The sequence below is a fragment of the Flavobacterium hydatis genome (assembly GCF_000737695.1).
GTDB lineage: Bacteria > Bacteroidota > Bacteroidia > Flavobacteriales > Flavobacteriaceae > Flavobacterium > Flavobacterium hydatis.
In genome coordinates, this window is the sequence record NZ_JPRM01000055.1 from 1 (window position 1) to 13,365 (window position 13,365).

The 13,365-nt window shown below is 33.9% G+C and carries 10 protein-coding genes; 8 read left to right on the forward strand and 2 right to left on the reverse strand.

Features of this window, described 5'->3' with window-relative positions; all coding sequences use genetic code 11:
• Window positions 1–570 precede the first annotated feature (570 nt).
• The gene (locus IW20_RS23420; protein ID WP_035628381.1) at window positions 571–1,020 is read right to left on the reverse strand and encodes a YhcH/YjgK/YiaL family protein; all 450 of its coding nucleotides are present in this window, start codon (window positions 1,018–1,020) and stop codon (window positions 571–573) included.
• 482 nt (window positions 1,021–1,502) lie between these two features.
• Here IW20_RS23420 and IW20_RS23425 point away from each other — a divergent pair, with 482 nt between their 5' ends.
• The 8 genes from IW20_RS23425 (at window position 1,503) to IW20_RS23460 (ending at window position 11,553) form a co-directional block, all read left to right on the forward strand.
• Window positions 1,503–2,948, forward strand: a complete 1,446-nt coding sequence (locus IW20_RS23425; protein WP_035628384.1) for an MFS transporter — start codon at window positions 1,503–1,505, stop codon at window positions 2,946–2,948.
• A gap of 264 nt (window positions 2,949–3,212) precedes the next feature.
• Entirely contained in the window at window positions 3,213–4,049 is an 837-nt protein-coding gene (kduI, locus tag IW20_RS23430) for a 5-dehydro-4-deoxy-D-glucuronate isomerase (RefSeq protein ID WP_035628387.1), read from the forward strand.
• Window positions 4,050–4,055: 6 nt separating this feature from the next.
• Window positions 4,056–4,838 carry a gluconate 5-dehydrogenase gene (locus IW20_RS23435; protein WP_035628389.1) on the forward strand — a complete coding sequence of 261 codons (783 nt, stop codon included), beginning with the start codon at window positions 4,056–4,058 and terminating at the stop codon, window positions 4,836–4,838.
• Between the two features lie 20 nt (window positions 4,839–4,858).
• Window positions 4,859–6,265 carry a glucuronate isomerase gene (gene uxaC, locus IW20_RS23440; RefSeq protein ID WP_035628391.1) on the forward strand — a complete coding sequence of 469 codons (1,407 nt, stop codon included), beginning with the start codon at window positions 4,859–4,861 and terminating at the stop codon, window positions 6,263–6,265.
• Window positions 6,266–6,568: 303 nt separating this feature from the next.
• Complete coding sequence (locus IW20_RS23445; protein WP_035628480.1) at window positions 6,569–7,591, forward strand: sugar kinase; 1,023 nt, start codon at window positions 6,569–6,571, stop codon at window positions 7,589–7,591.
• An 11-nt stretch (window positions 7,592–7,602) separates the two neighbouring features.
• Window positions 7,603–8,271 carry a bifunctional 4-hydroxy-2-oxoglutarate aldolase/2-dehydro-3-deoxy-phosphogluconate aldolase gene (locus IW20_RS23450; RefSeq protein ID WP_035628393.1) on the forward strand — a complete coding sequence of 223 codons (669 nt, stop codon included), beginning with the start codon at window positions 7,603–7,605 and terminating at the stop codon, window positions 8,269–8,271.
• Between the two features lie 196 nt (window positions 8,272–8,467).
• Window positions 8,468–9,916, forward strand: a complete 1,449-nt coding sequence (locus tag IW20_RS23455; protein ID WP_035628395.1) for a tagaturonate reductase — start codon at window positions 8,468–8,470, stop codon at window positions 9,914–9,916.
• 20 nt (window positions 9,917–9,936) lie between these two features.
• Window positions 9,937–11,553 carry a UxaA family hydrolase gene (locus IW20_RS23460; RefSeq protein WP_035628397.1) on the forward strand — a complete coding sequence of 539 codons (1,617 nt, stop codon included), beginning with the start codon at window positions 9,937–9,939 and terminating at the stop codon, window positions 11,551–11,553.
• A gap of 530 nt (window positions 11,554–12,083) precedes the next feature.
• On the opposite strand, the gene IW20_RS23465 is transcribed toward IW20_RS23460, so the two are convergent.
• Entirely contained in the window at window positions 12,084–13,112 is a 1,029-nt protein-coding gene (locus IW20_RS23465) for a LacI family DNA-binding transcriptional regulator (protein ID WP_035628398.1), read from the reverse strand.
• Between the last annotated feature and the right edge of the window lie 253 nt (window positions 13,113–13,365).

Genomic DNA, 13,365 nt, shown 5'->3' on the forward strand with positions numbered 1-13,365 from the left:
AAATCCGTTTTTATCTGCGTTTTCGCCTTAGCGAATCTGCGTCATCCGCGTCCCATTTCTTAGCGTTTCTAAATCAATAGATTTATCAGCATTAAAATAAAGCAGAAGAATCTCTTAATATGTTAATTAGTTTGTCTAAAATTCGGACGCGGATTAAACGGATTTACTAAAGTAAAGACGCGGATAAAAACAGATTTTAAAAAACAGATTGATAAGAAAAAAATCCATTTTTATCTGCGTTTTCGCCTTAGCGAATCTGCGTCATCCGCGTTCCATTTCTTAGCGTTTCTAAACCAATAGATCTATCGGCATAAAAGTAAAGCAGAAGAATCTCTTAATATGTTAATTAGTTTGTCTAAAATTCGGACGCGGATTAAACAGTAAAGGCGCAGATAAAAACAGATTTTAAAGACAGATAGATAAGAACAAAATCCGTTTTTATCTGCGTTTTCGCTTAGCGAATCTGCGTCATCCGCGTCCCATTTCTTAGCGTTTCTAAACCAATAGATCCATCGGCATTAAAATAAAGCGGAAGAATCCCTTAATTAATTATTAGCCCTTTTGACTTACTTATATTTTAACTTTAATCACGATTTTTTTTAGTATTCCGTCACCAATCATTGCAGCGTGAACATCTTCGGGAAATAATATTGCAAACTGTTTTTCTTGTAATTGAAAAAACATATCGGGAGCATCATAAAAAAAGCGCACATCTTTCTCATCACTATACTCTCCGTTTGGACTCGTGCAATTTTCTCTAGGTTTCCATGCAAAAGTTTCCGGTCCTTTTATAGAGATTTGTATATCGATATTCTTATCATGGCATTCAAATCCTTTTATGCTTTCTTCTTTAGAGCTTCCTTCGCCTACAATAACTATAACTTTCAAGCCTTCGGCAATTTCAAATGCGCCTTCAGGAAGATTGCTAATGTCATTTTCATTTACATAATCAAATGCTTTTTTAAAATTAGGATGTAAACTATAATATTTTGCTGCATTGTTTAATGAATCTATAATCATATTCTAAGTTTTATATTGTTGAATGTTTTAATTACAAAGAAACGTAGTTTTTAAAGTTTTCATAAAGGCATTTCGCTTTTTCTAAAAACAAATTAGTTTATATAAAAGAAAAAGTCTTCTCAAAACCATTTTTGACAGAATAAATACTATGTTTCTATGTCTTGAATTTAATTTTAAGTACTAAATTCTAGATCATTTTTTTATGATATCTAGCGTTTAGTTTTTGCATAATTTGGCTATTTTTCTATATTTTTCCATTTAACATATATATTAGTTAATACGTGTTTATTGCTCTGTTTTTTTATGTGATGTGTTTATTTAAATAGATTATTCAAAAAAATATTTAAATTATTTGCTAAGTTAGTATTAAAAACTATATTTGTGCAATCGATTACATTAAAATTTATTTCTGCCTTAATTTTGAAATTTATCAGCATAAATAAAGAGAATAATTTTTTAACTATCCATAATAAACCAAAACCATGAACCAAACCACAAAATCCACTGGAAAGTATCGCTGGAGTATATGTGCATTGTTATTTTTTGCCACGACAATCAATTATTTAGACAGACAAGTTCTTTCATTGACATGGAGTGATTATATCGCCCCAGAGTTTCATTGGACAAATAACGATTACGGAAACATTACTGCTTTATTTTCTATATTTTATGCCGTTTCTTTATTGTTTGCAGGAAGATTTGTAGATTGGTTAGATACCAAAAAAGGATTTCTTTGGGCAATCGGAATTTGGTCATTAGGAGCTTGTTTGCACGCGTTTTGCGGTATTGCAACTTCAGGGATTATAACAGGTAATTGGTTTGTAGGATTTGAAGGTTCAAAAGAAATTATCAGTTCTATAAACGATACAGGAATGGTCATTAATGTGAGTGTAACGTTGTTTATTTTTGCCCGTTTTATTTTAGCAATAGGAGAGGCGGGAAATTTTCCTGCAGCGATAAAAACTACAGCCGAATATTTTCCTAAAAAAGACAGAGCCTTCTCTACAAGTATATTTAATGCTGGCGCAACCGTTGGAGCATTGGCAGCACCAATATCGATTCCTTTTATAGCCAAGTCTTTTGGTTGGGAAATGGCATTTATTATTATAGGTGCGCTAGGTTTTGTATGGATGGGATTTTGGGTTTTTATGTATGATAAGCCCGAAAAACATCCTAAAGTTTCTGCCGCAGAGTTAGAATATATTCAGCAAGACGATATTGCCGATAGTAAACTAGAAGGTTATGTACCAGAAACAAGTACTAAAGTATCTTTTGTAGATTGTTTTAAATACAAACAAACATGGGCGTTTGCTTTCGGAAAGTTTATGACCGATGGTGTTTGGTGGTTTTTCTTATTCTGGACACCAGCTTATTTAAGTTCAGTTTACGGAATGGATTCTACCCAAGCAGCTCTACCATTATTTGTTTTATATATGATTACGTTACTTTCGATTATTGGCGGTTGGTTGCCAACTTATTTTGTCGAAAAGAAAGGAATGAATCCGTACGAAGGCAGAATGAAAGCTATGTTGATTTTTGCATTCTTCCCGTTATTAGCTTTAATTGCTCAGCCATTAGGATATATAAGTTATTGGTTACCCGTAATTATCATTGGTATTTCGGGAGCAGCACACCAATCTTGGTCGGCTAATATATTTACAACAGTGGGGGATATGTTTCCTAAAAAAGCAATCGCAACCATTACTGGAATTGGCGGATTAGCAGGAGGTGTTGGCTCTACATTAATTAACAAAGGATCAGGATTATTGTTTGATTATAGTAAAGAAACCAATATGTCTTTTATGGGCTTTCGCGGAATTGAAGCTGGGTATTTTATCATTTTCTCTATTTGCGCCATTTGTTACCTAACAGGTTGGACAGTAATGAAGCTTTTAGTACCAAAATATGCCCCTATCACCGATTTATAAATAATAAATTATTGTTCTTAGAGTAATATCTCAACACATAGGAGCATAGATTTCTTTGATATTAAATAAGGCGGTTTCACTTATTTACAAACACAAAGATTATTATGTAAAAGAAATGAGTTTCTTTTTTGGGTTCTTTTTGCATATACAACCTATGTTTCTATGTGGTAGAGAAGAAATATTTTGAATTTACGCTCTACAGATTATAACTAATTAGAATATATTATGTATTTTTGTAATCGATTACATTTTTAAATAGAAATTATGACAAACTTTGAATTTAGATACGCAACAAACCCAACAGATTTTAAAAAGTATGGCACTGATGAATTAAGAGAACAGTTTTTAATTGAAAAACTATTCATCGAAAACCAAATTCAGCTTACATATTCTATGTATGATAGATATATTGTTGGTGGAATTATGCCAGTAGGAAAAGTGTTGAAATTAGAAACGATTCCATATTTAAAATCAGAGAATTTTCTTGACAGAAGAGAATTAGGAATTATAAATGTTGGCGGAAAAGGAACTGTAACCGTTGATGGAGAAGTATTCGAATTAGATAAAAAAGAAGCTTTATATGTAGGTCAGGGTTGCAAAGAAGTTTTATTTGCAAGTGCCACTGGAGAACAAGCTTTGTTTTATATCAACTCAGCTCCTGCTCATGCAAAATTTCCAAATAAAAAAGTAGGGAAAGAAAATGCCGAAGTAATTCAGTTAGGAGAAGAAAAGACAGCCAATCGCAGGGTTTTAAATAAATTGATCGTAAACAGCATTGTTCAGACATGCCAATTACAAATGGGATTAACAGAGTTATTACCAGGAAATGTTTGGAACACAATGCCAGCTCACACACATGACAGAAGGATGGAAGCGTATTTCTATTTTGATTTGGAAGCGCCACAAACGATTTGTCATTTCCTTGGAGAAACACAAAATACACGCCATATTTTCATGCAAAATCATCAGGCAGTTTTATCACCAGAATGGTCTATTCACTCTGGAGCAGGAACATCTAACTATTCTTTTATATGGGGAATGGCGGGAGAAAATTTAGATTACGGAGATATGGACATCGTTGCACCAAACGAACTAAAATAAAGCATCATGAAGTTATTTGATTTAAGCAATAAAAGAGCCTTAATAACCGGAGGAACACATGGTTTGGGCATGGCTATGGCCGAAGGTTTAGCACAAGCAGGAGCAGAACTTGTAATTAGCAGCACAACGCCAAGCAAATTAGAAGAAGCACTTGCGTATTACAAAAGCAAAGGATACAAAGCATCAGGATATATTTTTGATGTAACTGATGAAAAAATTGCCGCAGAACAAATCGAAGCAATCGAGAAGAATCAAGGACCAATTCATATTTTGGTAAACAACGCAGGAATCATCAAGAGAGAACCTGCGGTAAGTATGTCAATTGAAGATTTTCGTCGCGTTATAGATGTTGATTTAGTTGGAGCTTTTATCATGTCGCAATTAGTTGGACGAAAAATGATTGAGCGTAACGAAGGCAAAATCATTAATATTTGCTCGATGATGAGTGAGTTAGGACGAAATAGTGTTTCTGCTTACGCTGCCGCAAAAGGAGGTTTAAAAATGCTTACCAAAAACTTAGCTACCGAGTGGGCTAAACACAATATTCAGGTTAACGGAATCGGGCCGGGTTATTTTGCTACTTCGCAAACGGAACCTATTCGCGTAGACGGAAATCCATTTAATGAATTTATTATAAGCCGAACGCCTGCGGGACGTTGGGGAGATCCTGAAGATTTAGCCGGAACAGCAGTTTTCTTGGCTTCTGAAGCTAGCCGATTTGTAAACGGTCAAATCATATATGTTGATGGTGGAATCTTAGCCACAATCGGAAAACCATCAAACGAATAATCACTTTTTAAATTACTAGTATGAGCGCTACTCAACCTTTTATAAACGATAATTTTTTACTCGAAAATAAATTCGCCGAAGAATTATATCATAATTACTCTAAGAATCAACCGATAATAGATTACCATAATCACCTGAATCCGCAATTTATTGCTGAGAATAAAATTTTTGAAAACATAACTCAGGTTTGGATAAATGGCGATCATTACAAATGGCGTGCTATGCGTACATTGGGTATTAATGAGCAATTTATAACAGGAAACGGCTCTGATAAAGATAAATTCATGAACTGGGCAAAAACAGTTCCGTACACGATGCGTAATCCTTTGTATCATTGGACACACTTAGAGTTGGCACGTTATTTTGATATTTATGATTTATTGAATGAGAAATCGGCGGAGAGAATATATATCGAAACGTCGGAGAAAATAAATTCAGAAGCCTATAGCACTCAAAACTTGCTTAAAAAAGTAAATGCCGAAGTGGTTTGTACAACCGAAGATCCGATTGATAATTTAGAATATCATCAAAAACTAGCCAAGAATCCTATAGGAACTAAGATGAGCACTGCTTTTCGACCAGATAAAGCAATCTTAATTTCTAACGATGGCTACAATCAATACATTGATACACTGGGAGAAGTTGCAGGAATTACAATAAGTTCTTATACTGATTTATGCAGTGCTTTAAAAAACAGAATTGAATATTTTGCTCAAAATGGTTGCAAACTTAGTGATCATGGATTAGATCAAATTTACTTTGAAAATTTCACTGAAAACGAGATTAATTCCATCTTCAAAAAGAAAAGAGAAAATCAAGCAATTACACCCGATGAAGCCTTAAAATTCCAAAGTGCTATATTGTTATTCTTGTCCGAAACCTATCATGAGTTTGGTTGGGTACAGCAATTTCACTTAGGAGCATTGCGAAATAATAATGCGAGAATGCACAGAATTTTAGGACCAGATACAGGTTGGGATTCTATAGGAGATTATCCGCAAGCACAAAAACTATCTTCATTTTTAAATGCCTTAGATAGTAAAGACAAATTAACCAAAACTATTATTTATAACCTGAATCCTGCTGATAATGAAGTTATGGCAACGATGATAGGAAATTTTAATGATGGTAGTATAAAAGGGAAAGTGCAGTTTGGATCAGGATGGTGGTTTCTAGACCAAAAAGACGGAATGACCAAACAATTAAACGCCCTTTCGAACATGGGATTAATTAGTTGTTTCATAGGAATGTTAACCGATTCCAGAAGCTTTTTATCGTTCCCAAGACACGAATATTTCCGACGTATTCTTTGTAATCTTTTAGGTGATGAAATAAAACGCGGAGAACTTCCTAACGATATGGAATGGATAGGAAAAATGGTTCAGGATATCTCTTATAATAACGCAAAAGAATATTTTAAATTTTAAAGGGAAAATTAACCGCAAAGGAAGCAAAGGTTTACACAAAGTTCGCAAAGTTTTCCCAATATTGTCTTTTCGACGAAGGAGAAATCTCCGCAAGAAACTAACTGATAGTTTTTCTTAAATTGTCGAGCTACTCATGGAGATTTCTCCTTCGTCGAAAAGACAAAAATTATAGTGATTTTGTGTAAATCTTAATTTTTCTTAATGTTTTAATGGTTCCAAACTTTGCGGACTTTGTGTAAATCTTTGCGCTCTCTGCGGTTAAATTATCTTAATGGTAAAAAATTACTGGTAAATAAAAACAATATGAATAAAATAATTGCATTCGGTGAAATTATGTTGCGTCTTTCGACAGAGAGGCATCTTCGTTTTTCTCAAGCTAAAACATTTGGATCCAATTATGGCGGAGGCGAATTTAATGTTTGTGTGTCTTTGGCTAATTATGGTTTAAATGCTGAGTTTGTTACCAGATTACCCGAAAATGAAATCGGTGCTTCGGCAGTAAAAGAAATGCGAAAAATGAACGTGGCATCCCAAAATGTAATTTATGGAGGAGAACGTTTAGGGATTTATTTTCTGGAAACAGGCGCAGGAACACGAGGAAGTAATGTGGTTTATGACCGTGCTCATAGCTCGATGGCAACTATTGAAAAAGGATTAATCGATTGGGAGAAAGTTTTGGAAGGTGCAAATTGGTTTCATTGGAGCGGAATTACTCCAGCGATTTCGCAAAGCGCTGCCGAAGCTTGTCTTGAAGCTATTAAAATAGCTCATAAAATGGGAATTCCTATTTCATGTGATTTAAATTATAGATCAAAATTATGGCAATATGGCAAAGCTCCGAGTGATGTTATGCCAGAGATGTTACAATATAGCAATGTTATTTTAGGAGATATTGATACGGCTTATTTTATGCTCGGAATCCCTAAAGTAAATCCTAATTATCAGGACGAGAAATCACTTCCTGTTTTGTACAGCAAGTTATTCGAATTAATTCCGAATTTAAAAACTGTAGCAACAACATTACGGTATTCTGTAAGTGCATCTCACCAAAGAATTGGCGGTGTTTTGTTTAACGGAAAAACAATTTACCATGCCGCAGTACAAGAGGTAACACCCGTTGTAGATCGTGTAGGTAGTGGTGATGCTTTTATGGGCGGATTAATTTACGGATTGTTGGAATACCCAAATAATAACCAAAGAGCATTAGATTTTGCAGTTGCGGCTTGTTGCTTAAAACATACCATTGCAGGCGATTATAATTTGGTTACGTTAAAAGAAGTTGAAAATATGCTAGATGGTAATTCGGCAGGATTAGTATCAAGATAAAAAATATAAAAATGGCAAAATATTCAAGAATAGAAGTAGCTACAACAATGAAAGAAAACGGTATGATTCCGCTGTTTTTTCATTCGGATATAGAACTAAGCAAGAAAGTATTAAAAGCTTGTTACGACGGAGGTTCTCGATTAATGGAATTTACGAGTCGAGGCGATTTTGCTTTTGAAGTATTTGGAGCTTTAAATAAATATGCTTTGGCTGAATTACCCGGAATGATTCTGGGTGTAGGATCAGTAACCGATGCTGCAGCGGCTTCTTTATACATGCAATTGGGAGCCAATTTTATTGTAACGCCAGTGCTTAGAGAAGATATTGCAATAGCTTGTAATCGTCGTAAAGTATTATGGTCGCCAGGTTGTGGTACGCTTACAGAGATTGCCAGAGCCGAAGAATTAGGCTGCGAAATCGTAAAATTATTTCCTGCAGATACGTACGGACCAGAATTTATAAAAGGAATAAAAGGACCATCGCCCTGGACGAGTATTATGCCTACGGGCGGAGTTTTTCCTACCGAAGAAAGTTTGTCATCTTGGCTTAATGCAGGGGCTACTTGCGTTGGACTTGGTTCGCAATTAATTTCAAAAGAAATATTAGATAAGAATGATTTTGAAGGATTAAAAAACAAAGTCAGTGAAGTTCTTGAGATTATAAAGAAAATTAGAAAATAAAATAGGGAAGAGCGATTCCTAAAGATTGTTTTTAAATGTTTTTTTGATTTTTAAGTTGTAATAGAGCATTATTCTTGCAGAATAAAACCTGCCAGTCCTCACAACAAGTTTTGTTTGTAACAGGCATAATGCTTCTTTTACAACTGAAGGTACAAAGTATTTAATTCAATTATGTGCAACACTTTAAGTTATAATAATGAAAAAACTAAATAGAGAAAATATAGGATTATCCGACAAACTTCCAATAAAAATTGTTCAATTTGGAGAAGGAAATTTTTTGAGAGCATTTGTAGAATTTGCTTTTCAGAAACTGAATCAAGATGCCAATTTTAATGCGGGAATTGCTGTTGTACAACCTATCGATAAAGGGTTGGTAAACATGATAAATGACCAAGACGGTTTGTACACCTTATTCATGAAAGGGATAAAAAAAGGAGAAGAAATTCAAGAAAAAGAATTGATTACCAATATTGTAAAAGCAATAGATCCTTACGCTTCTTTTAATGAGTTTTTGGCTTTAGCCAAAGAAGAAGAATTAGCTTTTATCATTTCTAATACAACCGAAGCAGGCATAGAATACATTGCTGGTGATAAACCTACAATGCAACCACCAGTTTCATTTCCGGCTAAATTAACGGTGCTTTTACATGAAAGATTCAAGCATTTTAATGGTGATAAATCTAAAGGATTAACTATTATTCCTTGCGAATTAATCAATTATAACTCGGACACTTTAAAAGAAATTATACTAAAATATTGTACTGATTGGAGTCTGGAAGTAGATTTTACATTATGGCTTTTAAATCATTGTACTTTTCATAATACACTTGTAGATCGTATTGTTCCCGGGTATCCAAAAGATGAAATCGAAGAATATAACAAACAGTTGGATTATTCCGATAATTTGATTGTAAGTGCCGAAACATTCTTTTTATGGGTTATAGAAGGCGATGATAAATTGAAAGCTAAACTTCCGTTTGAGAAAACAAATCTCGACGTGAAGATTGTTGCTGATATGCAACCGTACAGAACTCGTAAGGTTCGAATTTTAAACGGTGCACATACTGCAATGGTTCCGTTTTCTATCCTTTATGGAAATGAAACGGTAAAAGAAACAGTTGATAATCCATTTACAGGAAGTTTTGTAAATAAAGCCGTTTTTGATGAAATAAACGAAACATTAAACATGGATAAGGACGAACTAATAAGCTTCTCAGATGAAGTTTTGGATCGTTTTAGAAACCCATTTATCAAGCATTTATTATCTAGCATTGCATTAAACTCTATTTCGAAATTTAAAGTTCGTGTTTTGCCAAGTTTAGTCGAATATGTAGCAATTCACAACAAGCTTCCAATTCATTTAACGTTTGCTTTTGCTTGTTTGATCCGTTTTTATAAAGGCACTTGGCAAAATCAGACTTTACCAATTAATGATAGTGAAGATATTGTTACTTTCTTTAATGGACTTTGGAAGTCTGATGATTATACCAAAATAGCACGACTTACTTTACAGAATAAAAGTTTCTGGGATGAAGATTTAACGTTGATTTCTGGTTTAACAGAAGTTATTGCAATAGCATTAGAAGAAATTGATGTAAACGGAATTGAGCAAGGTTTTATCAATTATGAAAAGAAATTAAAATAATAACCTCATACATTTTTACGATGCAAAAAAAATTAATAAAAGTTCATCCTACCGATAATGTAGCGGTAGCGTTAGTAAATCTAGTTGCTGGAGAAACTATTCAGTTTGAGGGAGAAACTATTACAATAGTTTCTGATACTAAATCGAAACATAAAATTGCTTTGTCTGATTTTGCGTCAGGCGAAAAAATTATTATGTACGGTGTTTTGGTCGGAAGAGCAAGCCAGACTATTGTAAAAGGCGATGTACTTACCATAAATAATGTAAAACATGAAAGCGCCAAAGTATTCGAAAAAACAGAATCGATAGGTTGGACTGTTCCTAATGTTGATAAATGGAAAGACAGAACTTTTAATGGATATCATAGAGAAGATGGACAAGTAGGAACTGAGAATGTTTGGTTGTTTTTTCCATTGGTTTTTTGTGAAAACAGAAATATCGAAATATTAAAAGATATTTTTGAGAAAGAATTAATGAAGCCTAAAGAGAATGATTATCAGTTGTTATTGCGCTCTTTGGTAAAATCAGAAAGTGGCGGCGCGAGTAATGAAGCGGCTTCTAATGATTCAAATTTATTCAATAATATCGAAGTAAAATTTATCACGCATCAAGGCGGTTGTGGTGGTATTCGTCAGGATTCGCATAGTTTGGCCAAACTGTTGGCTGGTTATGTAAATAATCCTAACGTTGCAGGAGCAACAGTATTGAGTTTGGGTTGTCAGAACTTGCAGATTCAGATATTTAAAGATGCCTTAGACGAGATAAATCCTAATAGTACAAAGCCAGTTTTAATTTACGATCAGCAACAAATAGGAACTATCGAGGCAATGCTTAGTAGTGTTGTAAAAGATACATTTGAAGCGATAAAAAAGGCAAATGAATTACAACGTACACCAGCTCCGTTATCTAAATTGAAAATTGGATTGGAATGTGGTGGCTCTGATGGATTCTCAGGAATTTCGGCTAACCCAACATTAGGTATAACATCTGATTTATTGGCCGCTTTGGGCGGAACTACAATTCTATCGGAATTTCCAGAATTATGTGGAGTAGAGCAGGAGTTGGTAAACCGTTGCGTGGAAGATGAGAGCGGAAAACGTTTCTTGGAATTGATGAAATGGTACGAAAAAACAGTTGTCGATGCAGGTTCGGGATTTGACATGAACCCATCACCAGGAAACATAAAAGACGGTTTAATTACTGATGCAATGAAATCGGCTGGAGCTGCCAAAAAAGGAGGAACTTCGCCTATTACAGGTGTTTTTGATTATGGAGAATACATTTCGAAACCGGGATTAACCTTACTTTGTACACCAGGAAATGATGTAGAATGTACTACAGCAATGGTTGGTTCTGGAGCAAATATGGTTTTGTTTACAACAGGTTTAGGAACTCCAACAGGAAACCCAATCGCACCAGTTGTAAAAATTTCATCAAACTCTGAGTTGGCTGCAAAAATGTCCGATATTATCGATATTGATACTGGTGGAATCATCACAGGAGAAAAAACTATTGAAGAAATGGGTGACGAAATGCTTGAATTTATAATAAATGTAGCAAGTGGAAAGATAAAAACCAAAGCTGCAATTCTAAATCAAAACGATTTTATTCCTTGGAAAAGAGGGGTTTCACTTTAGACTTGGTTCGTGGTTAAAAATTTAACCGCAAAGAAAGCAAAGATTTACGCAAAGAGCGTGAAGATTTGAACCATTAAGGGATTAAGAAAAATTAAGTAAAAGGCTATCAGAAATGATGGTCTTTTTTTGTTTAATTCCCATTCAGTCTTGTCACCCTGAGGAACGAAGGGTTTCCATGAGTAGCTCGACAATCTAAAAAAAACTTTGTGTTAGTTTCTTGCGGAGACCCTTCGTTCCTCAGGGTGACAAGTTTGTGGTTGTTTTACTTAAAATAATAAGCTTTACAATTTGCTTCTTTATGAAACTTATATTTTCTTAAATGACTTATATGTTTCAAATTTTTTTGACCATATAAGCGATATAAGTTCATTTATGCGAAGTGTTTATAAAACTTATATTTCCTTAAATGACTTATATGGTTCAAAACGATTTGCTACAAAAAGGTAACCATTTAAGTGATATAAGTTCATTTAAGCGAAGCGCTTATAAAACTTAATTTCTCTTAATCTCTTAATGGTAAAAGAAAAAACTTAATGAGTAGTTCTTGCAGATGATTTACGAATGTGTAATTCAGGTTTCAGGACTACCTTTTTTTCTATCATGATCTTATCAGTTTTCTCCATTTGTTCTAAGAAAACACGAGCCGCCATTTTGCCCATTTCTAATGGAGACTGATCTACAGAAGTTATAGATAATTCCATGAATTTAGTAAAAGGTTCGTTACTAAAACCAGCAACACAAAAATCGGCTGGAATAGTAATATCTCGGGCTCTTAATTCCTGAATTGCTCCTAAAGCAGCAAAATCACTCGAAGAAAATATAGCATCTGGTGGCGTATCGTATTGCATCAAAACATCTAATGCTGCTTTACCTGCATCTACGCTACTTTTGGATTGAATAACATATTTTTCGTCAAACTGAATTCCGCTATCTAGCAAGGCTTGTTTGTAACCAAGAAACCTATTTTTGAAAATTTCAAGCGATTGATCTCCAGAAAAATGTGCAATACATTTACATCCTTGATTTATTAGATGTTTAGTAGTTTCGTATCCGCCCTTAAAGTCATCAATAGTTACAGAACTAACTCCGTTGATATCTTTTTTTCTGTCAAAAAATATTAGAGGAACGTTGTTATTAACGATATTCATAAATGCTCCGTCATTTTCATTTGTAACATCGGTAACCGACATCAAAATCCCATCTACCTGAGCATCAAGTAATGTATGTAGATTTTCGTTTTCCCTTTTAGGATTCTCGTGTGTTTGACAAATAATTACATGAAAGCCATGAGGATGTAATTCTTCTTCGATACCTCTAATTACTGAGGCAAAAAAATTACTATCGATACGAGGAACAATAACACCTACATTATTGCTTCTTCCGCTTTGTAATGCAAGAGCAAGTCTGTTTTGTTTATAGTTCATCGAAGCTGCAGTTTCCATAACTAACTTACGCGTACTTTCTTTAATCTTAGGATTATTATTTAATGCTCTAGATACAGTAGCAGCTGTGATATTTAGTCTTTCGGCAATATCATAAATAGTTATTTTTTCGCTCATGCAGCAGTCGTCTTTTTATTAGTAAGTTACAAAAATAAGAATTTTTTTAACATTATCTAATGGTTGCTGTTATCGATTACTTTATTTCTGTGTTAAGACTTTTAATACTGCATTATGGTAATAAATTGTTGCTTTTTTTGAACTAAATATAATTTTATTTGTGATTAAAAATTAAATATCTAATTTTTATCTAAATATATTTGGCGCATTCAAAGTAATTATATATTTTCGTGTAATCGATTACATTAATTAC